At 68.5% G+C, this 26,180-nt stretch carries 20 protein-coding genes and 1 tRNA gene; 9 read left to right on the top strand and 12 right to left on the bottom strand.

The window, feature by feature from the left end; genetic code table 11:
* Positions 1 to 82 precede the first annotated feature (82 nt).
* Together nudC and EZE58_RS14160 are read left to right on the top strand one after the other, a co-directional pair.
* Complete coding sequence (nudC, locus tag EZE58_RS14165; RefSeq protein ID WP_009375234.1) at positions 83 to 1,060, top strand: NAD(+) diphosphatase; 978 nt, start codon at positions 83 to 85, stop codon at positions 1,058 to 1,060.
* Positions 1,057 to 3,096: an ATP-dependent DNA helicase UvrD2 gene (locus tag EZE58_RS14160; protein ID WP_009375235.1), complete on the top strand. Its 2,040-nt coding sequence runs from the start codon at positions 1,057 to 1,059 to the stop codon at positions 3,094 to 3,096. The genes nudC and EZE58_RS14160 overlap by 4 nt, the downstream gene beginning before the upstream one ends.
* Positions 3,097 to 3,099: 3 nt before the next feature.
* Here the strand turns inward: EZE58_RS14160 and EZE58_RS14155 are convergent, their stop codons facing one another.
* Positions 3,100 to 3,981: a hypothetical protein gene (locus EZE58_RS14155; RefSeq protein ID WP_009375237.1), complete on the bottom strand. Its 882-nt coding sequence runs from the start codon at positions 3,979 to 3,981 to the stop codon at positions 3,100 to 3,102.
* Between the two features lie 547 nt (positions 3,982 to 4,528).
* Between EZE58_RS14155 and EZE58_RS14150 the strand changes: the two genes are divergently transcribed.
* Positions 4,529 to 5,080: a M48 family metallopeptidase gene (locus EZE58_RS14150; RefSeq protein WP_040340957.1), complete on the top strand. Its 552-nt coding sequence runs from the start codon at positions 4,529 to 4,531 to the stop codon at positions 5,078 to 5,080.
* Between the two features lie 56 nt (positions 5,081 to 5,136).
* On the opposite strand, the gene EZE58_RS14145 is transcribed toward EZE58_RS14150, so the two are convergent.
* The gene (locus EZE58_RS14145) at positions 5,137 to 5,682 is read right to left on the bottom strand and encodes an NUDIX domain-containing protein (RefSeq protein ID WP_009375244.1); all 546 of its coding nucleotides are present in this window, start codon (positions 5,680 to 5,682) and stop codon (positions 5,137 to 5,139) included.
* Position 5,683: 1 nt separating this feature from the next.
* Entirely contained in the window at positions 5,684 to 7,276 is a 1,593-nt protein-coding gene (locus EZE58_RS14140; RefSeq protein ID WP_040341141.1) for a zinc-dependent metalloprotease, read from the bottom strand.
* A 162-nt stretch (positions 7,277 to 7,438) separates the two neighbouring features.
* On the opposite strand from EZE58_RS14140, the gene EZE58_RS14135 reads away from it, so the two are divergent.
* Both EZE58_RS14135 and EZE58_RS14130 read left to right on the top strand, forming a co-directional pair.
* Entirely contained in the window at positions 7,439 to 8,578 is a 1,140-nt protein-coding gene (locus tag EZE58_RS14135) for a S16 family serine protease (protein ID WP_040340959.1), read from the top strand.
* A 29-nt stretch (positions 8,579 to 8,607) separates the two neighbouring features.
* Positions 8,608 to 11,556: a UPF0182 family protein gene (locus tag EZE58_RS14130; protein ID WP_051995471.1), complete on the top strand. Its 2,949-nt coding sequence runs from the start codon at positions 8,608 to 8,610 to the stop codon at positions 11,554 to 11,556.
* 106 nt (positions 11,557 to 11,662) lie between these two features.
* Here EZE58_RS14130 and EZE58_RS14125 read toward each other — a convergent pair whose 3' ends face one another.
* Both EZE58_RS14125 and EZE58_RS14120 read right to left on the bottom strand, forming a co-directional pair.
* Entirely contained in the window at positions 11,663 to 12,658 is a 996-nt protein-coding gene (locus EZE58_RS14125) for an iron-siderophore ABC transporter substrate-binding protein (RefSeq protein WP_095375899.1), read from the bottom strand.
* A gap of 193 nt (positions 12,659 to 12,851) precedes the next feature.
* Positions 12,852 to 12,928: transfer RNA gene (locus EZE58_RS14120), tRNA-Met, on the bottom strand.
* Between the two features lie 272 nt (positions 12,929 to 13,200).
* Between EZE58_RS14120 and EZE58_RS14115 the strand changes: the two genes are divergently transcribed.
* Positions 13,201 to 13,749, top strand: coding sequence for a YceI family protein (locus EZE58_RS14115; protein WP_009375251.1), 549 nt, complete (start codon positions 13,201 to 13,203; stop codon positions 13,747 to 13,749).
* A gap of 166 nt (positions 13,750 to 13,915) precedes the next feature.
* On the opposite strand, the gene EZE58_RS14110 is transcribed toward EZE58_RS14115, so the two are convergent.
* The 5 genes from EZE58_RS14110 to EZE58_RS14090 are packed head-to-tail and all read right to left on the bottom strand — an operon-like array spanning position 13,916 to position 18,782.
* The gene (locus tag EZE58_RS14110; RefSeq protein ID WP_240941338.1) at positions 13,916 to 15,172 is read right to left on the bottom strand and encodes an aminotransferase class I/II-fold pyridoxal phosphate-dependent enzyme; all 1,257 of its coding nucleotides are present in this window, start codon (positions 15,170 to 15,172) and stop codon (positions 13,916 to 13,918) included.
* Complete coding sequence (gene hisN / locus EZE58_RS14105) at positions 15,169 to 15,960, bottom strand: histidinol-phosphatase (protein ID WP_167560775.1); 792 nt, start codon at positions 15,958 to 15,960, stop codon at positions 15,169 to 15,171. Before hisN ends, EZE58_RS14110 begins: the two co-directional genes overlap by 4 nt.
* 9 nt (positions 15,961 to 15,969) lie before the next feature.
* Positions 15,970 to 16,989, bottom strand: a complete 1,020-nt coding sequence (gene rsgA / locus EZE58_RS14100; RefSeq protein ID WP_167560773.1) for a ribosome small subunit-dependent GTPase A — start codon at positions 16,987 to 16,989, stop codon at positions 15,970 to 15,972.
* Position 16,990: 1 nt separating this feature from the next.
* Positions 16,991 to 18,298, bottom strand: a complete 1,308-nt coding sequence (gene aroA, locus EZE58_RS14095; protein ID WP_051995472.1) for a 3-phosphoshikimate 1-carboxyvinyltransferase — start codon at positions 18,296 to 18,298, stop codon at positions 16,991 to 16,993.
* Positions 18,285 to 18,782 carry a DoxX family membrane protein gene (locus EZE58_RS14090; protein WP_040340965.1) on the bottom strand — a complete coding sequence of 166 codons (498 nt, stop codon included), beginning with the start codon at positions 18,780 to 18,782 and terminating at the stop codon, positions 18,285 to 18,287. Before EZE58_RS14090 ends, aroA begins: the two co-directional genes overlap by 14 nt.
* Before the next feature lie 90 nt (positions 18,783 to 18,872).
* Between EZE58_RS14090 and EZE58_RS14085 the strand changes: the two genes are divergently transcribed.
* Both EZE58_RS14085 and rsrA read left to right on the top strand, forming a co-directional pair.
* A complete protein-coding gene (locus EZE58_RS14085) occupies positions 18,873 to 19,640 on the top strand; it encodes a sigma-70 family RNA polymerase sigma factor (RefSeq protein WP_269447356.1) in 768 nt (255 codons plus the stop codon).
* Positions 19,637 to 19,903, top strand: coding sequence for a mycothiol system anti-sigma-R factor (gene rsrA / locus EZE58_RS14080; protein WP_009375261.1), 267 nt, complete (start codon positions 19,637 to 19,639; stop codon positions 19,901 to 19,903). Before EZE58_RS14085 ends, rsrA begins: the two co-directional genes overlap by 4 nt.
* 211 nt (positions 19,904 to 20,114) lie before the next feature.
* Here the strand turns inward: rsrA and EZE58_RS14075 are convergent, their stop codons facing one another.
* A complete protein-coding gene (locus EZE58_RS14075) occupies positions 20,115 to 20,732 on the bottom strand; it encodes a GDSL-type esterase/lipase family protein (RefSeq protein ID WP_009375263.1) in 618 nt (205 codons plus the stop codon).
* Positions 20,729 to 24,517, bottom strand: coding sequence for a multifunctional oxoglutarate decarboxylase/oxoglutarate dehydrogenase thiamine pyrophosphate-binding subunit/dihydrolipoyllysine-residue succinyltransferase subunit (locus tag EZE58_RS14070; RefSeq protein ID WP_095375830.1), 3,789 nt, complete (start codon positions 24,515 to 24,517; stop codon positions 20,729 to 20,731). The genes EZE58_RS14075 and EZE58_RS14070 overlap by 4 nt, the downstream gene beginning before the upstream one ends.
* 101 nt (positions 24,518 to 24,618) lie before the next feature.
* On the opposite strand from EZE58_RS14070, the gene EZE58_RS14065 reads away from it, so the two are divergent.
* Positions 24,619 to 26,076 carry a GuaB1 family IMP dehydrogenase-related protein gene (locus EZE58_RS14065; protein ID WP_009375267.1) on the top strand — a complete coding sequence of 486 codons (1,458 nt, stop codon included), beginning with the start codon at positions 24,619 to 24,621 and terminating at the stop codon, positions 26,074 to 26,076.
* Positions 26,077 to 26,180: the final 104 nt, after the last annotated feature.

The raw sequence follows: 26,180 nt of genomic DNA, 5'->3' as shown, positions 1-26,180 counted from the left end.
TACCGTCTGCCTCCCCGCCAGCCCTGGGATTCGGGCCTCGAGCGTGTCAGGCGCGTCAGGGGCCTGAGCTATCGTGGAGGCCATGGAACCGCTGCCCGCCATCGCCCCAGTCAGCCTGGCTCGCCAAGGGATCGACCGCGATCATCTGGCCCGCGGCGGCGACGGCGATCTCGGGCAGCTGTGGGAGACCGGAGCCCTCGCCGTCTTCGAACATCGCGGCTCCCTCCTCGTCGCCCGCGGCGGGCTCCTCCGCGCCGATCGGGCTCAGGTTCCGCCCGGGCAGACGGAGATCTACCTCGGCCGCGACGAGGCGGGTCAGCGCTACATCGGCGTCAGCCTCGACGATGCCGGCCGCAGCGCCCTCGACACCGAGTTCGCCGCCGCCCGCGCCCGCGACGCCACCGACCTCCTCACCGCCCCCGGAGGCGGTGTCGAGAGCGCCGAACCCGTGTGGCTGCCTCTGCGGGAGCTCGCCGAGGCGCTCGACGACGTCGACGTCTCCCTCGCGTGTGAGATCGTCGCCCTCGGCAACTGGCACCGGGCCCACCCGTTCTCCCCGCTCACCGGGACCCCCACCGAACCCGTGCTCGGCGGCTGGGTGCGTCGGGACCCGGTGACCGGCAGCGAGCACTTCCCGCGCACTGACCCTGCGGTCATCGTCGTCATCGTCCACACGGATGCTGAGGGCGTCGAACGGGTGCTGCTCGGCAACAACGCCGCCTGGCCCGCCGGACGCTACTCCCTCCTCGCCGGATTCGTCGAACCCGGCGAGACGCTGGAGAACGCGGTCATCCGCGAGATCTGGGAGGAAGCGCATCTGAGAGTCGTCAATCCCCGCTACCTCGGCTCCCAGCCGTGGCCCTTCCCCTGCTCCCTCATGCTCGGATTCTCCGCCGAGGCGGAGAGCCTCGACGTCGCCGCCGACGAAGCGGAGATCGCCTCGCTGCGGTGGTTCACCAGGGCCGAGCTCAACGCCGAGATCGCCGCCGGCCGGGTGAGCGCCCCAGGAACGGTGTCGATCGCCGGCCAGCTGCTGCGGGCGTGGCTGGAGAACGAGTGAACACTCGCGCCGCCGACCTCCTCGCGGCTCTCGACGACGAGCAGCGGGAGGTCGCCACCCACTTCTCATCCCCGGTCATCGTCCTCGCCGGTGCCGGAACCGGCAAGACCCGGGCGATGACCCACCGCATCGCCTACGGCATCGCCACCGAGGTCTTCCCACCCCACCACGTCCTCGCCCTCACCTTCACCGCGAAGGCGGCCGGCGAGATGCGCGCGCGGCTGCGTTCCCTCGGCGTCCCCGCAGTCCAGGCGCGGACCTTCCATTCCGCTGCCCTGCGCCAGCTGCGGTTCTTCTGGGACCGCTTCGCCGGCGGTGACTTCCCCCGCATCATCGAGAACAAGGCCGGGGTGCTCGGCTCCGTCATGCAGGACCTCGGCATCGACGTCAGCCGTGAGCTCGCGCGTGACGTCGCCGCGGAGATCGAATACGCCGCGGCCTCCCTGCTCGGCATCGAGGACTACGCGATGAAGGCCCAGGCGCGCGAACTGCCCGGCGACCTCGGCGTCGAGGACATGGTGCGCATCGCCGAAGCCTATTCGGAGGCGAAGACCCGGGGGAGACTCCTCGACTTCGAGGACGTCCTCCTCGTCCTCGACGGGGCCCTCGCCGAGTACCCGGCGATCGCCGCGGAAGTCCGTGAACAGTACCGGCACTTCGTCGTCGACGAGTTCCAGGACGTCTCACCGCTCCAGTTCGATCTGCTCACCCGGTGGCTGGGGCCGCGGGAGAACCTCTGCGTCGTCGGTGACCCCGCACAGACCATCTACTCCTTCGCCGGTGCCGATGCGTCCCTGCTCGAGTCCCTGCCCTCGTCCCTGTCGTCCTCGACGACGATCCGCCTCGTCCGCAACTACCGTTCGTCGCAGGCGATCGTCTCCACCGCCAACAGCCTGCTCCGCCACACCTCGCGCACGGCGCTGACCCTGCGCACGGACAATCCCGAGGGACGGTCCCCGCGGATGGTCGAATATCCCACCGACGAGGCGGAGGCGGTCGGAGTCGTCCAGGCGATCGCCGCCGAGGTGAGGGCAGGGCGTCGCCCCCGGGACATCGCGGTCCTCTTCCGCACGAACGGGCAGAGTCCGGCCTTCGAACAGGCGCTGACGGCGGCGGGAATCCCCTACCTCCTCCGCGGCGGGGAGCGGTTCTTCGCCCGCAAGGAGGTCAAGGAGGGCATCCTCATGCTCAGGGCCGCCCGAGCGGCGGCGGGGGCGCGTCCGCTGCCGGAGATCGTCGCCGAGGTGCTCGCCTCGGCGGGCTACACCCGCACCCCGCCCCCGGCCGGAGCGAGCAGGCAGAAGTGGGAGTCGCTCAAAGCCCTCGTCGATCTCGCCGAGACTCACCAGGCGGCCTCGGAGCTGCCGGTTCCCCTCGACGCCTTCCTCGCCGACCTCGCCGATCGCGCCGAGCACCAGTTCGCCCCCGACATCGAGGGCGTCACGCTCGCCTCGTTCCACGCCGCGAAGGGCCTCGAATGGGACAGCGTCCACCTCGTCGGGCTGAGCGAGGGGCTGCTGCCGATCAGCTACGCGCAGACGCCCCGGGCGATCGCCGAGGAGCGTCGGCTCTTCTACGTCGCCGTGACGCGTGCCGGCGCGGACCTATCGCTGAGCTGGTCGCTCGCCCGTCACGCCTCGAAGCAGAAGCCGCGCAGCCCCTCGCGCTTCCTCTCCGAACTCGGACGGGTCGAGGAGAGCACCGGCGGGGGTCGGCGGCCGGGGACGACGGTGACGACCAACCGGTGCCGTGCCTGCGGGCGGGTCCTCGTCTCCCAGGCCGATCGAGCTCTGGGCAGGTGCGCGGGCTGCCCCGCCGAGGTCGATCTCGAACTCCTCGATCGGCTGCGCCGGTGGCGGGCCCGAGTCGGACTCGAACAGGGCCTCCCTCCCTACCTCGTCCTCACCGACACGTCGCTCTCGGCGATCGCCGAGATGCGCCCGGGCGACCTCACAGCCCTGGCCCGCATCCCAGGGGTGGGAGCGACGAAGCTCGAACTCTACGGGTCGAGTCTGCTGCGCCTCATCGCCGGGTAGCGGTCACTGCGCCGCCTCCTCGGGACGACCGAAGCGGGGGACGGGCGCCCGGCAGTGACAGCGCGGATGGAAGGCGAGGTCCTCCTCGTCGGCGAATCCCGTGCGGAGGTCGACGGAGCGGACCATCGGTTCGGCTGCGTCCTCGAGAAGCGCGCGCCGGAGGACGAGGGCGATGTGGGTGGCAGCGACTCCCGCCGCAAGCGGATCGCTGAGCTCGTCCCGGTCCTGCAGTGCTCTGATCCGCGGGTACTGGTCGAACCAGTCCGCATCGGCGTCCCGGAGGCTCAGGCACCCGCAGAGCGTGCACGGCGTGCGTCCCGGTCGCACCAGCCCGGTGAGGGTGACCGTGAACTCCCCGGCGACGACCTGGCAGTGGTCGATCTCGCGATCGACGAGCCAGGTGGCCGAGTGGAGATCGGGTACAAGGTGCGAGGTCGTGACGACGATGGGATGGGCGAGTGCCTCGCTCTCGTCGACGCGTGATGCCGTCGAGACCGCGAACCCGGCCAGTGAGAGCTGGTGGGCCACCGGAGAGCGAAGCGGTCCGAGGACTGCGACGGTGCGTGCCGCGAGGACCTCGGAGGTCTCGTCGGGGGTCCGTCGGAAGAGCCGAGCCGTGGACAGTGCCTTCGACCCCTTCGCCATCGCCGAGGTGTCGGAGTCCGAGGGGATGAGGACATCGGCCTCGGCGAGGAGGGAGATGAGCGAGGTCGCCCGAGCGAGGTCGATTCCGAGCTCCTGAGCGCGGTGGTGGAACTGCGCGGAGGCCAGCCCCATCCGCAGGTCCTCGATGAGCGAGGCCTCCGCGGGGAGGAGACCGTCGATGAGGACGGGATCCTCGACCCCGAACTGGAGGCAGCCGCGGCCGCGCCACGTGATCGGCACACTCGGACAGATCCTCAGCATCACAGTCCTCGCTCTCGGTTCGGGAGCCTCTACGGTAGTGAATGCGCAGGCCGCGCACCAGAGCGAATGCCAGACTGTGGAAAACCTTGTGGAAAAACGGAAGAGGACAGGTCGGAAAGTCAATCCGACATGCCCTCAACCGCATGATGCCCCAGGCGCTCGCGGCGACTCGTGCGGCTTCCCCTTCCGCACGCATCTCCGGGTTTTCCGGGGTCAAACATAGAACCTATGCCCCATTCGCGGCCCCGTCAATGGCGCATCCGGCCGCCGCGGTCCGCCGATCTGTGGATAACGTGTGGACACCTGCCGACGGGCTGTGGAGGAGCGACTCGCCGCCCGTCGAGTCGAAACGCGCCGGGGGCAGATGAATGCGTAGGTCACTTCCGATGCGCGGTCGGTCGGCGGCTCCCATCGGTCTGTGGACGGAGGTGTGAGGGCACTGGATCACGATACTCAGGAAACTCACAAGTAGCCACCACGGCCCCTCACGCGCTCTCGTGTCACTGTCGTTCCCTATCATTGGGGCATGGCAGAGCAGGTTCGGTGGACGGAGGAGCGTGTGCTCCGGGCGATCGCCCGCGGAGAGATCGTCGTGCGGCGTTCGGCACGGCGGAAGAAGACGATCGCGGTGTCGAAGGAGATCGACACCTATGTGCTCAGTGCTCCCGACCGCTACAGCGTCGAGTCGAACATCCGGTCGCTGACCGATCTGTTCAACCGCCTCGCCGCGAAGGACCACTCCTCGGCTGCGGACCTCGTCGCTCTCGCCGACGAACTCAACGACCGCTACTTCGCCGGACGCCTGCGGCCGGCGTCGATCCGGTGGGTGACGAACCAGAACCTCAGCCGGTGGGCGTCGACGACGACGTCGACCGGCGACATCAGGATCTCCCACCGGCTGCAGTCCGTGCCGCGCTGGGTGCTCGAGACCGTCATCGTCCACGAACTCGCGCACCTGCAGATCGGCCCGCACACCAAGGAGTTCCACGCTCTTGCCGACCGTCACCCGAGGCAGGCGGAGGCGAAGCTCTATCTCGACGGCTTCAGCGCGGGGGAGCGCTTCGGCCGCGGCACCTGAGGCGGCCGTGCGCGGGTCCGTTCGGCTGCCGCGTGACCGACCGCTCATCGATCCGTTCAGGCGCCTTGCGCGAACACCTCGGCTGTGGCCCGATAGAGCTGCGGAAGGCGCTCGACGAGGTCGGGCATGAGGTCCTCGGGAAGTCTGCCGACGGGGAACCAGGCCACGTCGATCGATTCCTCGGAGACCCTCGGCAGATCCGCCGTCTCGGCGACGGCACCGTAGATGACGTCGAAATGGCGTCGGCACGTGCCGAAGTCACCGGCCAGCTCGTGGATGTCGAGGTCGATGGGGGCAGGGGAGACCCATGAGAGCGAGCCGATCCCGCTCTCCTCGAGCGCCTCGCGTCTCGCCGCCTCCCGCAGGCTCACATCACCGGGTTCGAGGTGACCCCCGAACTGCATCCAGGCCCCGGCCTTCCGGTGGTGGTTGAGGAGGACCGCTTCGGCGGCGGGGTCGATGACGAGGCAGCTCGCCGTGACATGCTCGGACGTGCCCTCACGCACGAGCGCCGACGCCCCGCTGTGCTCGAAGAGCTCAGCGAACGCCTCGGCGTTGACGATGCCCGTGATCTCCGCGCGAGCGGTGTCGAGGTCGATCACCTCACTTCTCGTCGCGGTCCGTGGAGTCAGGGCCCTCAGGGGTCGACTCGTCCTCGGTCGCCGCGGACTCGTCATCCGTCGACCTGTCGCCTCGCGCGCTGTCACCCCGCGCGCTGTCGGCCTGGGAACCGTCGGCGGAGGAGGCGTCGGTGGATGAGTCGCCATCCTGCGACGCGGATGCCGAACCGTCCTCGGCGTCGCCTCGCGCCTGCGCCGGATCCTCGGCACCGGCGGACGAGTCGGTCGCGGTGGCCGTGGCGCCGCTGCCGTCCGTGCCTTCGGCGAGGATGCGGCTGAGCGCCTCGTCGAGGGTCGATCCGCCCTCCCATTCCGCGCGACGGCGTTCGCTGTAGCCGAGCGGGTCGTCGAGGTCCTCGGTCGTGGGCAGGAGGTCGGGATGGGAGAAGACCTTGTCCCGGGCCTCCGCCCCGCCCTGCGTCTCGAGGTACCCGAAGAGCGCGGCGGCGTCGCGCAGCCGGCGGGGATTGAGCTGGAGTCCGACGAGGGTGGAGAAGGTCTTCTCCGCCGGGCCGGCGGTCGCCCGTCGACGGCGCAGGGCCTCGCGGATCTGCTCGCGAGCCGGAAGCTTCTCGCACGCGGCATAGACGACGACGTCGACCCAGCCGGCGATGACCGCAAGGAGGTTCTCCAGGGTCGTCAGCGCCCGCTTCTGCTCGTCCGTCGTCGGCGGGTTGAAGAGTCCCTGGCGGATGTTGTCGCTGAGGTCGGAGATGTTCGAGGGATCGATCGACGAAGCCATCTCCTCGATCTGCGAGGTGTCGACCTTGAGGCCCTGAGCGTATCGGGCGAGCGCGGTCTCGACCTGAGCGCTCAGCCACGGAGCGCGCTCGAAGAGTGCGAGGTGCGCGAGCTCCTGGGCGGCGAGATAGATGCGGACCTGGGAGACGTCGACGCCGATCTCCTCGGCGAACGCGGCGATGTTCGACTCGACGAGGACGGCCTGGTCGTGGGGGAGCAGAGGCAGTCCCACCTCGGTGCCGGTGAGCACGCTCTCCGACAGCGCCCCGACGGCCTGACCGATCTGCATCGAGAACATCGAATCGCTCATCGAGGAGAACATCGACGAGGCACCGGCGAGGATGCCCTTCATCTCTTCGGGCATCTGGGTCTGCAGGGTGTCGGTGAGCGCGGTCGACATGTTGTCCTTGATCGGCTCGACGAAGCGCTGCCAGCCTGGCATCGTCCGTTTGACCCAGTCGGCGCGGGTGAGCGTCGACGTCGACCGATTGGCCACGGAGAGGTCCGTCGCTTCGGCGAGCCACAGCTCGGAGAGGCGGAATGCATCCGTGGTCGCGTGGACCGCGTCATCACCGACAGCGGGATCGGGGGAGGGGACGCTGCGCAGGGCGATCGAGGTCGCCTGCGCGGTCGGGTCGGCTCCCTGCCCGAAGAGGCCCTGCATCTGGTTCATGATCGTCGCCATCATTGCGGGGTCGATCGAGAAGCCCTGTGCACCGCCGGCACCCTGCGCGCCGTCCGAGCCGCCCTGACCACCCTGGCCGAAGAGCATTCCGAAGATCTGCTCGAAGGGGTTCTGCTCGTTGCTGTTGTCGTTGGTGTTGTCGTTGCTCATGATCTCACGCGCCTTCACGAATCGTAGTCATCACCACGGTAACCGCCGTACCTGTCAGAAGCTTCCCAATCCCGCCCGATGTTCGCACCGGGCGAAAGGAGTCTGAGAATTCCGTGACCTGCTTTCAACTAGACTGGTCACGCGGTGCAGCGAAAGGAATACATGTCTGAGAATGCCCCCCGGGCCGTGCCGGTGACGGCGCCGTCCCAGCGGAGCCGAGCCCGCCGACGTTCACCCCGTTTCGCCACGTCCTCCGGCGTCATGACCTATCTCCTCATCGCCCTTGCCGTGCTCCTGCCCGTGCCCTACATGCTCCAGCTGCCGGGGCCGGTGTTCAACACCCTCGGTGACTATCAGGGGAAGCCGATGATCAGCGTCTCCGGCGCCCAGACCTACCCCACCGACGGGAAGATCGACATGCTCACCGTCGCCGTGAGCGGTGGACCCGGACGCGACACCTATGCCTCGCAGGCGCTCGGGGCGCTCATCCGCGGCAAGGAGACGGTGGTTCCGACCGAGGCCTACTATCCGCTCGAGACGACCCGCGAGCAGGTCGCGGAATCGAACTCGTATGAGATGACGTCGAGCCAGGACGTCGCCGTCGCCGCTGCGATGGAGCAGCTCGACAAGCCGTACACGGTCTCCCTCCTCGTCGACGAGGTGACTCAGGGTGCTCCGGCCGACGGTCGGCTGGAGTCGGGAGACCGAATCCTCTCCGTCAACGGCACCGGCCTCGAAACCGACCCCGAGGCGGCTGCGAAGATGAGCACGACCGTGCAGAACTCGGACTCCGTCGATCTCGTCGTCGACCGGGACGGCGAACAGGTCGAGCTCACCCTCGAGCCTGCGACGATCCAGGGACGCAACGCCATCGGCATCACGATGAAACAGGATTTCGAGTTCCCCGTCGACGTCACCTTCAACGTCGACGGCATCGGCGGACCGTCCGCCGGCACGATGTTCGCCCTCGCGATCGTCGACGAGCTCACTCCGGGGGCGATGACCGGCGGCAAGCACGTCGCCGGCACCGGTGAGATCACCCCCGCCGGACAGGTCGGCCCCATCGGCGGAGCCCGGCAGAAGGTGGCGGCGGCGACCGCGGCGGGAGCGAAGCTCTTCCTCTCGCCCGCCGGCAACTGCGCCGAGGTCATCGCCGCAGCCGACCGGTCGAAGATCACCGTTGCACGCATCGACACCCTCGACGACGCGCAGAACGCCGTCGAGGGCTTCGCCGCCGGGGACACGTCCGCACTGAAGACGTGCCCGGCCGGCGACTCCACCAATGAGAAAGGGAAGCAGTGAGCACTTCGTCCTCACCCACCTCCGCGAGAATGCCCGGATCTGGATCCAAGCGTTCCCCCCTGCTGCTCACCCTCGTGACGGTGGCGATCCTCCTCGTCGCCTTCATCGCGTTCACCCAGGTCTACACCGAGGTGCTGTGGTTCGGTCAGATCGGTGCCGGCGACGTGTTCCGCACGATGTGGTTCACCCGCGGCATCACCTTCCTCGCCGGCTTCGTCGTCATGGCCGTCCCGGTGTGGCTGAGCCTGCACCTGGCGTATAGGAACCGACCGGTGTACGCACCGACGACCCCGCGCCAGGAGAACCTCGACCGCTACCGCGAGGCCATCGAGCCCCTGCGCCGGGTCGCGACCCTGGCCATCCCCGCCGTCGTCGGCATCCTCTCCGGCATCACCGCCTCCGCGCAGTGGAGCACGGTCCTGCAGTGGATCAACGCGACGCCGTTCGGCGAGACCGATCCGCAGTTCGGCATCGACAAGTCCTTCTTCGTCTTCGTCCTTCCCGGTCTGCGGCTCATCGGCGACACGCTGGGGATGGCGCTCGTGCTCTCGCTTATCGCCGCCCTCGTCGCGCACTACCTCTTCGGCGGCATCCGCCCAGGAGAGCAGCGGGGGATCGTGCTGACGAAGACCGCGCAGTGGCAGATCGGCATCACCGTCGCCGTGCTCGTCCTCGTCCAGGCCGGTCGCCTGTGGCTGAGCCGCTATGACCGGCTCACCGCGACCGGCGGCATCGTCCCCGGTGTCACCTACGTCGACGACCGGGCCGCGCTGCCGGCGATGGCGATCGTCGCGATCGCCGCCGTCCTCGTCGCCCTCCTCTTCGTCTACACCGCGTGGAAGGGCAACTGGCGGATCTCGATCATCGCCACCCTCACCCTCCTCGTCCTCGGCGGGGTCTCGATCATCGCCTACCCTGCGCTCGTCCAGCAGTTCCAGGTCAATCCCTCCCAGCAGAGCCTCGAATCCGAGTACATCCAGCGCAACATCGACGCGACCAGGGAGGCCTTCGACTTCGACGACATCGAGGTCACCCCGTACGAGCCGAGCACGAGCGGTGAGAAGGGAGCGCTGCGCGAGGACGCCGAGACCGCGGCATCGATCCGCCTCCTCGATCCCAACCTCGTCTCCGACACCTTCCGCCAGCTCCAGCAGGTGCGGCCGTACTACTCGTTCCCCGCCCAGCTCGACGTCGACCGCTACAACATCGACGGGCAGATGCGCGACACGGTCATCGCCGTGCGCGAGCTCAGCCCCGCCTCGGTGAACAACCAGAGCTGGTACAACCGGGCGATCGTCTACACGCACGGATTCGGCGTCGTCGCCGCCAACGGCAACCAGCGCAATCCCGACGGCGAACCGACGTTCATGGAGTCGGACATCCCGCCGCAGGGCGAGTTCCCCGAATACGAGCCGCGCGTCTACTTCGGCGAGAGCTCTCCCGAGTACTCGATCGTCGGCGGACCCGAAGGGGCCACACCGCGCGAGCTCGACTACCCCTCGGACGAAGAGGGCGGTTCGGGTCAGGTCAACAACACCTTCCAGGGCGACGGCGGCCCATCCGTGGGCAGTCTCTTCAACCGCCTCGCATACGCGCTGAAGTACCAGGACGAGCAGATCCTCCTCTCCGATGCGGTGAACTCGGAGTCGCAGATCCTCTACGAACGCCATCCGCGTCAGCGCGTCGAGAAGCTCGCTCCGTTCCTCAAGATCGACGGCGACCCCTACCCGGCGGTCGTCGACGGCAAGATCAAGTGGATCCTCGACGGCTACACGACGGCCAAGGACTACCCGTACTCGACACCGCAGCCCCTCCAGGAGGCCACGGAGGATTCGACGACGGCGACCGCACCCGGCACGGTCGCGACCCTGCCGGATGAGGAGGTCAACTACATCAGGAACTCCGTGAAGATCACCGTCGACGCCTACGACGGCTCCGTCGACATGTACCAGTGGGATGAGAACGACCCGGTGCTCAAGACGTGGATGAAGATCTTCCCTGGTCTCATCCAGCCCGCGTCGGAGATGTCCGGTGACCTCATGAGCCACGTCCGCTACCCCGAGGACATGTTCAAGGTCCAGCGTGAGCTGCTCACCCGCTACCACGTGACCACGGCGAGCGAGTTCTACACCGGGCAGGACTTCTGGGCCCTGCCGACCGATCCGACGAAGCAGGCGAACAGCGGTCTCACGCAGCCGCCGTTCTACATGACCCTGCAGATGCCGGGTCAGGAAGCGCCCTCGTTCTCGCTCACGAGCTCCTACATCCCGGCCCGCTCCTCGGAGGGTCAGTCGCGGAACAACCTCACCGGCTTCCTCTCCGCCGATGCGGACGCCGGGGCGACGAAGGGCGAGATCTCGGAGAACTACGGCAAGCTCCGGCTCCTCCAGCTGCCGCGCAACACGACCGTTCCAGGCCCCGGTCAGGCGCAGAACAACTTCAACACCGCGCCCGAGGTCCAGCGCAGCCTCAACCTGCTGCGTCAGGGTGAGTCGCAGGTCCAGAACGGCAATCTGCTCACCCTGCCGCTCGGCGGCGGACTGCTCTACGTCCAGCCCGTCTACGTCCGCTCGGCCGGTGAGACCTCGTACCCGCTGCTCCAGCACGTGCTCGTCGCCTTCGGTGAGAACATCGGGTTCGCCCCGACCCTCGACGAGGCGCTCGACCAGGTGTTCGGCGGTGATTCGGGCGCCGAGGCCGGCGACGCGGGCACGGAGTCCGGCGGTGGCGGAACCGCAGGCACCTCCGGAGGCGAGGGTGAGGGCGATCAGCCCGCCAACAAGAGCCTCAATGATGCCCTCGAGGAGGCGCGCAAGGCGATGGAGGACTCCGACGCCGCGCTCAGGGAGGGCAACTTCGAGGAGTACGGCAAGGCGCAGGACCGCCTGCGGAAGGCCCTCGAGGATGCCGTGGCCGCCGACCCCTCGATCGCTGAGGACGGCACCCAGTCGCCTGCTCCCAATGAGGGCGGGAACTGAGCCGAAGACGGCCTGAGCCGAAGACGACGGCCCCCGGAGAACTTCTCCGGGGGCCGTCGTCGTGCAGGGCGGACCGGATGGGGCCGCCTCGGCGGGGGAGCGGTGATTACTGCGTCAGATACCCGTCGAGGTCCTCGACGATCTCCATCGCTCCGACGGGGCCGAGGCCGAGGAACCACACGTCGTCGTCGACGCGGTGCACCCGGCCGTCCTTGACCGCTTCGAGTCCCGTCCACTGGCTCGTCGACAGCGCCCGGGTCTCCCCGGTGGCACCGGGATCGCCGTAGCTCGTGTAGAAGATGTAGTCGCCGTCGGCCTGGTCGAGCTTCTCGGGAGAGATCTCCACGGCGAGATCGTCGACGTCCTGCATCTCCGGGCGTGCCAGACCGGCATCGGCGAGGACGACTCCGATGAGGGACAGGTTGCCGTAGAGGCGCAGACGCTCGGGCATGAACCGCACGAGTGAGATCGTCGGGTCGCCCTCGACGCTGTCCTTGAGCTCGGTCACCGCCCGCCCGTACTCGTTGAGCTTCTCGGTGGCCGCCTCCTCGGTGCCGAGCGCCTCACCGGCGAGGAGGAAGTTCTCCTTCCACGGGAAGCCGGGGCGGATCGAGAAGACCGTGGGAGCGATCGCCGACAGCTGGTCGTAGAGCTTGTCGGCACGCAGCTGACTGCCGAGGATGAGGTCGGGTTCGAGGGAGGCGATCTTCTCGAGGTCGAGTTCGCTGATCGTCCCGACGGTCTCGACACCTTGAGTCTTCTCGGCGAGGTAGGAGGGAACGGGGTTCGCCCCCTTGGTGGTCACCATGCCCACCGGTGTGATGCCGAGGGCGATGACATCGTCGAGTTCTCCGGTGTCGAGGACGACGACGCGTTCGGGCTTCGCCTCGATCTCCGTCGTCCCGTTGGCGTGTTCGACGGTGCGGGGGAACTCACCGGGTGCCGCATCGCTGCCGAGCTTCGCGGTCTCTTCGTCGGCGGTGTCGAAGAGTCGGCCGCCGGTGGCGACATCGGTGTTCCCGGCGCTGTCTCCGGATGTCGCTTCGGACTCGGCGGCACAGCCGGAGGCGAGCAGAGCGACGGCGAGCACGGTCGCGGTCATGGTGCGGAGACGGGAAGAGCGGGGGAGTTGAGAGAATCTGGTCATAAGGTGAGTCTAACCTCACCTGGTGGTTCGGGCCGGCTGCGCCTCGCGGGTCCGGCCCGACCGTACAGCGCGCGTCCCGATTGCCGGGGCGAGTCCGGGGATGAGAAGAGGCCCCGTCCAGATCAACTGGACGGGGCCTCTGCCACTGTGGTGGCGGGGGGAGGATTTGAACCTCCGACCTCCGGGTTATGAGCCCGGCGAGCTACCGAACTGCTCCACCCCGCGGCGTGGTCTCCACATTACACGAGCGTAATTCCCGGAGCAAAATCCTGGACAAGTGACCTTTGCCACACGGTAACCTGGGGTTCACCCGAACGGCGGATCCTGAGGGGATGCCGGGCGGGCATGGGGGCGATGATGCCAAGGCGGGTCCGGTGCGACTGCGCACAGGAGGCCTGTCGAGCAGGGGGCCTCGGCGCGCAGGGCTTGCATCTGGTTGAAGTCTCAACTATAGTCACTGACGTACTTCAAGTTTCAATCAAAAGGAGGACAGGCACATGACCGCACTTCCCAACGGACTCACCCCCGGAACGTGGAACATCGACCCGAACCACTCGGAGTTCACCTTCACCGCCCGGCACGCGGGTGTCTCGAAGGTCCGCGGCAACTTTGAGACGATCGCCGGGACCGTCCAGGTCGGTGAGACCCTCGAGGACAGCTCGGTCACCGCTGAAGCGGTCGTCGACTCGATCAACACCCGCAACGCCCAGCGTGACCAGCACCTGAAGACGAGCGACTTCTTCGCTGCCGATCAGCATCCGAAGCTCACCTTCACCTCGACCGGCATCAAGGCCGAGTCGGGCGACGAGTTCGCGCTCGAAGGCGACCTCACGATGCGCGGAGTGACGAAGCGCGTGACCTTCGACAGCGAGTTCAACGGCGTCGCCACCGATCCGAACGGCAACCAGGTCGCCGGGCTCTCGGCTGAGGCGACGGTCGATCGCAAGGAGTTCGGCATGGAGTTCAGCGCCGTGCTCGGCGGCGGCGAGCTGCTCGTGTCCGACAAGATCAAGATCGCCCTCGACCTCGAGCTCACCAAGGCCTGATCGCCGGGCGATCACTCCCCTCCGTCCGGACACAGGTGTGCGCCTGTGTCCGGACGACCCCACAGCGGGCCGCTCTCTCCGAGCGGCCCGCTGTCGCGTGTCCCGAGGGCCCAGCGGTATCAGCCGAATCGGCCGGGGAGCCGGCGTTGCCCGGGCACCAGCCGTGTCAGCCGACGAGCAGCTGCGGATCGGCGGCGACCGCCTCGGCGAGGGAGCGGAACCGCCGGGCCCCTTCGGCGACGTCGGCCGGTGCCTTGCAGAACGAGTACCGGATGGCGCTCCGGTAGGCCTCGGACGCGGTCGAGTCCGGCCGGCACAGGGCCGGGACGGGAATGCCGACGAGGCCGTGCCTGCGGGCGAGGAGATCATTGAGGGCGAACGCGTCGAGATCGGTGAGCGCAGAGAAGTCGACGACGGTGAAGTATCCGGCGGCCGGATCCGAGGCCCGGGCACCGGGCACGGTCGCACATGCGGCGACGAGCACCTCGGCGCGCTCGCGCAGGGACCGGCGATTGCCCGCGACGAAATCGTCGTCCGAGTCCAGCAGACGGGCGAGGCCGATCTGCATCGGCCCACCGCCGGTGAACGTGAGGAACTGCTTGACGGCCTGGATCGCCTCCCGCACCTCCGGTGCGGCGATGACCCAGCCGATCTTCCACCCGGTGATGTTCCAGCTCTTGCCCGCTGAGGAGACCGTGACGACTCGGGCAGGGTCGGCTGCAGCCACGGCCGGAGGGATGTGCGCACTCTCGTCGAGGACCAGCTGCTCGTAGACCTCGTCGGTGAGCACCCACGCATCCGCGGTCTCGGCGGCGCGGACGATTCGCGCGGAGTCGTCAGCGGAGAAGACGAATCCCGTGGGATTGTGCGGAGTGTTGACGATGACGAGTGCCGCACCGTCGGCCATCGCGGCCTCGAACGCCTCCCAGTCGGGTCGGAATCCGCTCTCGGTCTGGAGCACAGGCACGGTGACGAACTCTCCGCCGGCCGCCGCGACCGCAGCCGGGTAGGCGTCGTAGTACGGTTCGAACGTCACGACCCGGCCTCCCCGGGGGACGAGGGCGAGGATCGCCGCGGTCAGCCCCTCCGTGGCCCCACACGTGACGAGCACCTCCTCGGCGGCGACCGGATGGCCGAAGTCCTTCGCCCGTCGGCGCGCGATCGCCTCGCGGAGGATCGGGTGTCCCTGCCCGGGGGCGTACTGGTTGAAGCCCTCGCGCATGGCCTCGGCCGTCGCCTCGATGAGCGACGCCGGCGCATCCGTGCCCGGAGCACCCTGGCCGAGGTTGACCGCCCCCGTCGCCGCCGCCAGCTGCGTCATCTGGCCGTAGATCGTCTCCGAGAGCTCTCCGTCGGCACCGACGAGTCCTGCCGCGTCCGCCATCTCGTGCCAGAGCATCGCGCGGGAGAGATCCGGCCTCATTCTGCGACCTCGGGGGCGACGCGGCCGAGGGCGTCGAGCACCCGCTCGTGGAGGCGCCCGTTCGTCGCGACGGCGTTGCCGCCGAAGACCCCGGGCACCCCGGCGGTGTTCGTGAAGGTGCCCCCGGCCTCGAGGACGATCGGAGCGAGTGCCCCCATGTCGTAGAGGGCGAGCTCCGGTTCGCAGGCGATGTCGACGGCGCCCTCGGCGACGAGCATGTACGAGTAGAAGTCCCCGTAGCCGCGCGTGCGCCACACGGCATCGGTGAGGGCGATGAACTCGTCGCGGACCCCGAGATCGCGCCAGGCGCTCAGCGAGGCGAAGGAGAGGGAGGCGTCGCCGAGATCGTCGACCCGCGAGACCTCGATGCGCCGGTCAGGGCCCCCGGGACCCCTCGCGAAGGCACCCTGTCCCGCGGCCGCCCACCAGCGGCGGGAGAGCGCAGGAGCGGAGACGACGCCGAGGAGGGGCCGCTGACCCTCGTAGAGGGAGATGAGGGTGGCCCACACGGGCACTCCGCGGACGTAGTTCTTCGTCCCGTCGATGGGATCGATGATCCAGCGCCGCTCCGAGCTCCCGTGCGATCCGAACTCCTCACCGAGGACGCTGTCCTCGGGGCGGGTGACGGCGAGCCGGTCGACGAGCGCTGATTCGACGGCCCGGTCGCACTCCGTGACGGGGGTGAGGTCCGGTTTCGTCTCGATCGTGAAGTCCTGGGCGATGAAGCGCGAGAGGCTCAGCGAATCGGCGAGGTCGGCGAGGTCGAGCGCGAGGTCGAGGTCGTTCATCCTCCCACTCTAACCAGCGTTGGCGAGCAACCTCCGCAGTGACTCCAGTCGTGAGACCCCTTCGGGGCCGGCCTTCCCGGACTCCACCCACGCATCGAGCCGGCAGCCGGGCGCATCGGCGAGGTGGGTGCACCCGCGCGGGCACTCGGTCGTCGCCTCGACGAGTTCGGGGAACGCGGCCAGCAGGCCGTCGCGGTCGACGTGGGCGAGGCCGAAGCTGCGCACGCCCGGGGTGTCGATGAGCCAGCCGCCGGTCGTCAGGGGCAGGCACACCGCCGAGGAGGAGGTGTGGCGACCGCGTCCGGTGACGTCGTTGACGTCGCCGGTGGCCCGGTCGGCGGCGGGAACGAGGGCGTTCGTCAGCGTCGACTTCCCGACGCCGGAGTGGCCGACGAGGACGCTGATATGACCGGCCAGCCGCTCGGCGACCGCGTCGTCGGCGAGGCTGCCGTCGGAGCGCAGCCCCGAGGAGACGATGTCGACCTCGGCCGCGGAGAAGCGGCGGGCGATGTCGTCGGCGGGAGCGAGATCCGTCTTCGTGACGATGATGAGTGGGGTGATGCCGGCGTCGATGGCCGCGGTCAGGGCCCGGTCGATGAGGCCGTAGGACGGTTCGGGGTCGACGGTGGCGGTGACGATGCCCATGAGGTCGACGTTGGCGACGATGACCCGTTCGGTGGGGTCCGTGTCGTCGGCGCTGCGACGCAGCAGGGTCCGCCGCTCGGTGATCTCGACGAGCCTGGCCAGTGTGCCCTCCCGGCCCGTGGTGTCGCCGACGATGCGCACGATGTCGCCGGGGACGACGGCGACCCTGCGCAGGTTGGAGGCCCGCACCGCGGTGACGGTGCGGCCGTCGGCGTCGAAGTCCCCGTCGGCATCGGCGAGGACGACCCGGTAGCGGCCGCGGTCGACGGCGGTGACGAGACCGTCGACGGCTGACTCGTGACTGGGACGGTGCTTCGTCCGCGGACGCGAGCCGCGCCGGTTCGGTCGCGGCCGGTAGTCCTCATCGCGGAAGATGCGCGCCATCTCAGGCCTCGGCGGCGAGCATGGCTTCCCAGAGGCCCGCGAACTCCGGCAGGGTCTTCGCGACCGTGCCGACGTCCTCGATGACGATGTCCTCGGCGGCCAGGGCGAGGACCGCCCCGGCCATGACCATGCGATGGTCGTGGTAGGTGTGCCACGTGCCCGCGCGCAGCCGCGCCCCGGTGATCGTCAGGGCGTCGGGCCTCTCATCGACCTCGACGCCGAGCGCGCCGAGCTCCGCGGACAGCGCTGCGAGTCTGTCGGTCTCGTGCCCGCGCAGGTGGCCGATTCCCCGCAGGTGCGACGTCCCGGGGGCGAGTGCGGCCAGCGCCGCAACGACCGGGGTGAGCTCGCCGACGGCTGAGAGGTCGAGGTCGACGGGGGAGAGCCGCTGGGGTCCCAGGATTCGCAGACCACGGCGATCGAGATCGACCTCCGCGCCGAACGCCTCGGCGATGCGGCGGAAGTCGTCACCGGCCTGCGTCGTGTGGGCCGGCCAGCCGGGCACCGTGACGGTGCCCCCGGTGGCGAGTGCCGCGGCGAGAAAGGCTGCGGCGTTGGAGAGGTCGGGTTCGACGACGACGTCGAGCCCGCGCGGCAGGCCCGGTTCGACGATCCAGTGCTCGGGCTCCGGTTCGGTGACGTCGACTCCGGCATCGGCGAGAACCTCGAGGGTCATATCGATGTGGGCCCGGCTGGGCACACTGTCACCCCGGTTGCTCAGGTCGAGGCCGAGCGGCATCGCCGCCGCGGCGAGGAGGAGACCCGAGACGAACTGGCTCGAGGTCCCCGCGGCGATCTCGAGATGTCCCCCGCGCAGCTCGGACCCCGCATGGATCGTCAGGGGCAGGGAGTCGTCGACCGCGGTGATGGACGCGCCGAGGCGGGTGAGGGAGTCGATCGTGACGTCCATCGGCCGCGCCCGGGCCTGCTCATCCCCGTCGATGACCACCTCACGGCCGGTGGCCGCGGCGATCGGGGGGACGAAGCGCATGACGGTCCCCGCGAGACCGCAGTCGATCGCCACCGGTTCTCCACCGGCAGTGAAGTCGATCGGGGTGACGTGGAGGTCGTCGCCGGACTCCGTGATCTCCGCGCCGAGGCTGCGCAGGGCGCCGACCATGAGCTCGGTGTCGCGGCTGCGCAGCCACCCGCGGATGATCGATTCGGAATCAGCGAGCGCGGCAAGGACGAGATAGCGGTTGGTCAGCGACTTCGACCCGGGAACCGTGACGACGGCGTCGAGGGCCTCGGGAGCGCGGGGAGGCCGCCAGTCGCCCACGGCTGACGGGGGAGGCTCAGTCGACGCCAAGGGCACTCATTGCCTGCTTCGACGTGTTCTCGACCGAGGACCAGAGGTCTTCGGCTGCGTGCTGGGTGCGCCACCACAGTCCGGGCTTGCCGGCGGTGTCGACGCTGGCGAGCAGGGCGCCGCCGAGCATCGAGGTCCGGGTGAGGGTGCGCTCGAGGCGGGTGCGCTTCTCCTCCTTCGACGTCGCCTTCTCCGCGGCGATGCGCTCCCCGACGGTGTCGAGGAGGTAGGTGCCGACGAGGATCGAGGCGCTCAGGCGCGGGAAACGACCGATGGCGAGCAGGGAACCGGCAGCGACCTGCGCGGCACCGGTGGCGCGGGCGATCGTCGTCGCATCGAGCGGGATCTCCACGCGCTTGCGGGCCTGGGCGAGCAGCGGCGCGATCGAGGCTGCGGCTGCCTCAGGGCGGCGGAGACGGTCGACGCCGTTGCTGATGTAGCCGGCGGCGAGCATGGGCCTTGCGAGAAGTCGAATCGGGGACACAGGGTTCCTTCCTGAGGCTGTCGGGCATCTCACCCGCAAGCATAGCCGAAAGGGAATATCGGAACCGCGCGACGGCGTTGACGGTACACGATGTCGTCGGCATGTCAGGTCCGACGACGGCAACGACCGACCGCTCGCCGGGATCCACGCGACCTGGGTGCGCGGTGGGAGAGCGCCGAGGACGAGGAGGAGTCAGTGAGTGCCACTGCCGTGCTGGAGAGAACGGGCGTACCATTGACGGTGATGACCGAATCAGTCAGAGAAGCCACCGAGACCGAGACCGACGCACAGCGCTCGGCTCGTTTCGAGCGCGACGCCCTCGAGTACCTCAACCAGCTCTACGCGGCGGCTCTGCGGATGACCCGCAACCCCGCCGACGCCGAGGATCTCGTGCAAGAGGCGTACGCGAAGGCCTACGCAGCTTTCCACCAGTACACCCCGGGGACCAACCTCAAGGCGTGGCTCTACCGGATCCTCACGAACACCTTCATCAACAACTACCGCAAGAAGCAGCGGCAGCCGCAGGAGCACGGCAGCGAGGACATCGAGGACTGGCAGATCGCCCAGGCCGCGAGCCACACCTCCTCCGAGGGGCGGTCGGCCGAACTCGAAGCCCTCGATCACCTGCCCGACTCCGACGTCAAGGATGCGCTCTCCGCCCTGCCCGAGGACTTCCGGATGGTCGTCTACTATGCCGACGTCGAAGGCCTGCCGTACAAGGAGATCGCTGAGATCATGGACACCCCGATCGGCACAGTGATGTCGCGACTCCATCGCGGACGCAGGCAGCTGCGCGAGATGCTCTCCGAGTATGCCGCCGAGCGCGGCTTCGGCAAGCGCGAAGGAGGGGAGAAATGACCGACGGAGACTGCTGTGAGAGCATGCGGGCCGAATCGCTCATGCGCATCTACCACTACCTCGACGGGGAGCTGACGACGACCGAGATCCGTGAGATCTCGATCCACCTCGAGCACTGCCCGGCCTGCCACGACGAATACGAGATCGAAGCGATGCTCAAAGAGGTCGTGCGGCGGTCGTGCGGCCGCGAGGAGGCCCCGCTGGGACTCAAGGAGAAGATCCGGCGGAGGATCGCAGTCGAGCAGGTGCGCTGGCAGCGCTGAGGCCTGGAGCAGACAGAAGGCGGGGAGAGTCGGATGACTCTCCCCGCCTTCTCTGTGCACCCGCGGTGCACGGTGGATCAGCTGTTCGGACGCTTGCCGTGGTTGGCATTCGAACGACGGCGATCGCGACGCTTGCGGCCTCGCTTGCTCATGGCAGTTCTCCTTCGATTGGACGGTTCATTGTTTCACGCCTGTGGACCGAGGGCCAAGTTCACCCGTCGTCTCCGAGCACGTCGCGCACGCCCAGCCACGGGAACCATCCGCGGTGGAGGACGAGCCACGCGAGCAGCCCGTAGCCCTCCTGAGCCGGCAGTCGGTCGTGCGAGGACGCGAGCTCCCGCTGCCAGACCGGATGGCCGAGCAGGGGGGTGTAGGTGTCGACGTAGGGGATGCCGCGGCGTTTGGCGACATCGGAGAAGCTCGTATTCAGCTCGGCGATGGCCCGGTTGCGATCCGTTCCGTGATCGGGCGGAGGACCGATGACGAAGGCCGAGACCTTCCGCGCCAGCGCCTCGTCGAGGACGTTGGCGACGTCGAGTCTGGCGCGGGCCACCGAGCGACCGGTATCGAGGTCGCCGGAGCCGAGTGCGAGCACGAGCCGATTGTCGGCACCGTCGGAGAAGCGCAGCGCCGCCTCCGACATCGCACGGGAATGGAGGCCTGCGGAATCCTCATGGCCGACGGCCAGAGGGTAGACCCGCATGCCCGGCAGACTCGGCAGGGTCCGTGCGGTCACCCTGCCGACCCATCCGAGACCGCGGCCATCGCCGTGGCCGGCGACCAAGGGGCCGCCGACCACGGCGATCGTCGTCGAGGTCTCGGAGCTCACCGCTGCAGCACCCTGCCGACGACCTCTTCCTGCTGGAGCTCGTGGACGTGCTTGAGTCCCGTCGCCGTCGACGCCGAAGCGGGTCGGGCGACGAGGGTGAGGTCACGACCGCCGAGGAGCGGGGTGAGGTTGAGGGCCATGAACGGCCACGCGCCCTGGTTCTCCGGCTCCTCCTGCGCCCAGACGAGCTTGGCATCGGCCGGGTACCGGTCGAGGATCGCGGTGATCGCGTCCTCGTCGAGCGGGTAGAGCTGCTCGACGCGCACGAGAGCGGTCGTGTCGTCGCCGTTCTTCTCGCGCTGGGCGAGCAGCTCCCAGTAGAGCTTGCCGGAGACGAGGACGACCTTCTCGACCTTCGACGGATCGATGCTCGGGTCGTCGATGACGGCTTCGAACTTCCCGGAGGTGAAGTCCTCCGGCGAGTTCGCCGCCGCCTTGAGGCGCAGCATCGACTTCGGGGTGAAGACGATGAGCGGGCGCTTGTTCGGGGTCAGCGCGTGCCGGCGCAGCAGGTGGAAGTACGAGGCGCCGCTGGAGGGGAACGCGACGGTCATGTTCGACTCCGCGCACAGCTGCAGGTAGCGCTCGATGCGCGCCGAGGAGTGGTCGGGTCCCTGTCCCTCGTACCCGTGGGGCAGAAGCATGACGACACCGGAGTTCTGCTGCCACTTCTGCTCGGACGAGGAGACGAACTCGTCGATGACCGACTGGGCGCCCTGCGCGAAGTCGCCGAACTGCGCCTCCCACGCCACGAGGGCGTCCTTGCGCTCGACGGAGTAGCCGTACTCGAAGCCGACGGCCGCGTACTCGCTCAGCAGCGAGTCGTAGACGTAGAACCGCGCCTGGTCGTCGCTGATGTTCTGCAGAGGCGTCCACTCGTTGCCGTTGACGGAGTCGATGAGCACCGAGTGGCGCTGGACGAAGGTGCCACGGCGCGAATCCTGCCCGGCCAGCCGCACCGGGATGCCCTCGATGAGCAGCGAGCCGAAGGCGAGCAGCTCCGCGAAGCCCCAGTCGATGCCGCCGTGCATGGCCATCTCCCGGCGCTTCTCGAGCAGCGCGCGCAGCTTCTTGTGCACCGTGAAGCCCTCGGGCACGTCGACGAATGCGTCGCCGATGCGCTTGAGGGTCTCGGGGCTGATCGCCGTCGAGACGTCGTTGAGGGCCTCGATGTCGCTCGGTCGGTGCGGGGCGTTGAACGCGCTGCCCTTGCCCGACCCGGATTCGGCGGCCTTCGTCTCGGCGAACGCGGACTCCAGCTTCGACTGGTAGTCCTTGAGCGCCTCGGCGGCCTCCTCATCCGTGATGCACTTCCTGCCGACGAGGGACTCGGTGTAGAGCTTGCGAACCGACCCCTTCTTCTCGATGAGGGAGTACATGAGCGGCTGGGTCATCGACGGGTCGTCGCCCTCGTTGTGTCCGCGACGGCGGTAGGAGACGAGGTCGATGACGACATCGCGATTGAATTCCTGGCGGTACTCGAACGCGAGACGGGCCGCCCGGACGACGGCTTCGGGGTCATCGCCGTTGACATGGAGGATCGGGGCGTTGATCGACTTCGCGATGTCGGTGCAGTAGAACGACGAACGCGCCGAGGCGGGCGGAGTCGTGAACCCGACCTGGTTGTTGATGATGATGTGGATCGTCCCGCCGGTGCGGTAGCCGCGCAGCTCGGAGAGGTTGAGCGTCTCGGCGACGACACCCTGACCCGCGAACGCGGCGTCACCGTGGACGAGGACGGGAAGCACGGAGAAGCCTGCCTCTCCCTGGTCGATGACGTCCTGCTTCGCGCGCACGATGCCCTCGAGGACGGGATCGACAGTCTCGAGGTGGCTGGGGTTCGCTGCGACGTAGACGTTCGTCGAGTTGCCCGAGGGCGAGGTGAACGAGCCCTGCGTGCCGAGGTGGTACTTGACGTCGCCGGAGCCCTGGACGCTGTCGGGAGACATGGTGCCGTCGAACTCCCGGAACATCTGCGCATAGGACTTGCCCGCGATGTTCGTGAGCACGTTGAGGCGACCGCGGTGGGCCATGCCGATCGCAACCTCTTCGAGTCCGGCGTCCGCGGACTGGTTGAGGACCTCGTCGAGGAGGACGATGGCCGACTCGCTGCCCTCGAGGCTGAAGCGCTTCTGTCCGATGTACTTCGTCTGCAGGAACGTCTCGAACGCCTCGGCGGCATTGAGACGGCCGAGGATGTGCCCCTGCTCGGCACGGGTGAGCTCCTGGTGGGGGACCTCGATCTTCGCCTGGAACCAGCGGCGCTGGAGCGGATCGGCGATGTGCATGTACTCGAAGCCGATTGTCCGGCAGTAGCTCTCCCGGAGCAGACCGAGGATGTTGCGGAAGGGCATCATCGGCTTCGCGCCGAAACCGCCGGTGGGGAACTCGCGTTCGAGGTCCCAGAGGGTCAGTCCGTGCTGGTTGATGTCGAGGTCGGGATGCGAACGCTGGCGGTAGACGAGCGGATCGATGTTGGCCATGAGGTGGCCGCGCGTCCGGTAGGCGTCGATGAGTTCGATGACACGGGCGGTCTTGTTGACGTCGTCCTGGTCCTCGGCGGAGACGTCGGGAACCCAGCGCACGGGTTCGTAGGGCAGGCGCAGCGATTCGAAGACGTCGTCGTAGAAGCCGTCCTCACCGAGCAGGTAGCCGTGGACGAGCTTGAGGAACTCGCCCGAGCCCGCTCCCTGGATGACGCGGTGGTCGTAGGTCGAGGTGAGCGTGAGCACCTTCGAGACGGCGAGGTCGTTGATCGTGCGCTGGCTCGCGCCCTGGAACTCGGCCGGGTAGTCGAGCGCACCGACTCCGATGATCGCGCCCTGCCCCTTGGTCAGGCGGGGGATCGAGTGGACGGTGCCGATGCCGCCGGGGTTCGTCAGCGACACCGTCGTGCCGGCGAAGTCGTCAGCGGTGAGCTTGCCCTTGCGGGCCTTGTCGACGAGGCCGTCGTAGGCGTCGACGAACTGCCGGAAGGTCAGCGTCTCGGCCTTCTTGACGTTGGGCACGAGCAGTGAGCGGGTGCCGTCCTTCTTCGGGACGTCGATGGCGAGGCCGAAGTTGACGTGCGCCGGCGAGACCATCGCGGGCTTGCCGTCGCGGACGTCGTAGGAGACGTTCATCGACGGGAAGTTCTTCAGGGCGCGGATGACGGCGAAGCCGATGAGGTGGGTGAACGAGACCTTGCCGCCGCGGGTGCGCTTGAGGTGCGAGTTGATGACGATGCGGTTGTCGATGAGCGCCTTCGCCGGCAGGGCGCGCACCGAGGTAGCCGTCGGCATCTCGAGCGACTCGTCCATGTTCTTGGCGATGAGCTTGGCGGGTCCGCGCAGAGGGGTGACGGTCTCCTCCGGGGCGGGCTTCGGCTCGACGTCCTTCGTCGTCACCTTCGGCACCGACTTCGACTCCGCCTTGAGCGTCTCCGTCTCGGCCGAGGACGGGGAGACGCCGCGCGAGGTCTCCTTCGCGGCCGGGACCGAATCCGGGCGAGCCGCGGTTCCCGCGTCCTCGGCCTGCGGTGACCCCTTCGCCTGGGGAGCCGACTTCGCCTCGGTCTTGCCCTGCGGCTCGTCGGCCGCCTTCTTCTGCGGGGCATCCCCACCGGATGCGGAATCCGCAGCCTTCGTCGTCTGCGCTCCGTCCGTCTTCTCGTACTGGTCGAAGAACGGCCACCAGGACTTGTCTACAGAGTTCTTGTCTGACTTGTACTGTTCGTACAGTTCCTCGACCAACCACTCGTTCGATCCGAAGTCGTCGACGGTGCGGTTCGGAGTATTGACGGACACGGCGCTGATCGCCTACTTCCTGTTCACGAATTGCTGCAATACGACACATACCAGCCTAACGCGATGTGCTCCGCTGTGTGCACATGGGGGACAATAGTGTCATGCGTTTCATTTCACACCAACCGGATCACGATCTCACGTATTCCGACGTGTTCCTTGTCCCCAACTCCTCGTCGCTGACCTCGCGCTTCGACGTCGACCTCACGACCACCGATCCGACAGGGTCCCCGACCCCCATCGTGGCCGCGAACATGACGGCCGTGTCCGGGCGACGGATGGCGGAGACGATGGCCCGCCGAGGCGGCCTGGCAGTCCTGCCGCAGGACATCCCGCTCACCGCCGCCGAGGACACGATCCGCTGGGTGAAGAGCCGGGACCGGGTCTTCGAGTCGGCGCTTCGGTTCTCCGCCGAGGACACCGTCCTCTCCGCCCTCCACGTGCTCGGCAAGCGCGCCCACGGTCTCGGTGCCGTCGTCGACGATGCCGGTCGGCTCGTCGGGGTCATCGACGCCGCCGACCTGCGCGATGTCGATCGCTTCACCGCGGTGGGCGAACTCGTCCAGACCTCCCCGCAGGTCATCCGGGCCGACGAGATCGACTGGGAGGACCAGGAAGCCCTCGCACAGCTGTTCGAGACGATGAACGAGGCGCGCACCGCCTACGCCGCGGTCGTCGATGACGCGGGCGTCCTCCTCGGGGCGCTCACCCCGAAGTCGCTGCTGCGGTCGTCGATCTACACGCCGAACCTCGACGACGGGGGACGCCTCAAGATCGCCACGGCGATCGGCGTCAACGGCAACGCCGTCGAGCGGGCGAGCGCGCTCGTGGAGGCCGGAGCCGACACTCTCGTCATCGACACCGCCCACGGCCACCAGGCGAAGATGCTCGACGTCCTCACGGCCGTCGCGGACGCCGACCTCGGCGTGCCCATCGTCGCCGGCAACGTCGTCACCGCCGACGGGGTCCGCGACCTCGTCTCGGCCGGTGCGCAGATCGTCAAGGTCGGCGTCGGTCCGGGAGCGATGTGCACGACGCGGATGATGACGGCGGTGGGACGCCCGCAGTTCTCGGCCGTGCGCGAATGCGCCGAAGCGGCCGCCGAGCTCGGTGCCCACGTCTGGGCCGACGGGGGAGTGCGCTACCCCCGTGACGTCGCGCTCGCACTCGCCGCCGGGGCCTCCCAGGTGATGATCGGCTCGTGGTTCGCCGGCACGCACGAATCCCCGGGCGACCTCCTCGTCGACGGCGAGGGGCGGAAGTACAAGGAGAGCTTCGGCATGGCCTCGGCCCGCGCGGTGGCCAACCGGACGCGCACTGAGTCGGCGTTCTCGCGCGCCCGCAAGGGACTGTTCGAGGAGGGCATCTCCTCGTCGACGATGTACATCGATCCGGCGTCCCCGGGCGTCGAGGACCTCCTCGACTCGATCACCTCCGGAGTGCGCAGCTCATTCACCTACGCCGGAGCCGCGGATCTCGAGGAATTCGCCGATCGGGCGAGCGTGGGCGTGCAGAGTACGGCGGGCTACGAAGAAGGTCGACCTGTGAGCGGAAGTTGGTAGGATCGTCGCATGCAGAGTGACAGTCCCCGCCGGCGGGAAGCCGGCGACCCAGACGATGACCCCCGACCCGTGAGGGTCAGCGGAGACATCGAGACTCTCACCCC

The sequence above is a fragment of the Brevibacterium sp. LS14 genome, assembly GCF_012027885.1.
GTDB lineage: Bacteria > Actinomycetota > Actinomycetes > Actinomycetales > Brevibacteriaceae > Brevibacterium > Brevibacterium casei.
The sequence above is the reverse complement of the archived record's forward strand: the minus strand, read 5'-3'. Positions and strand labels throughout refer to the sequence as shown.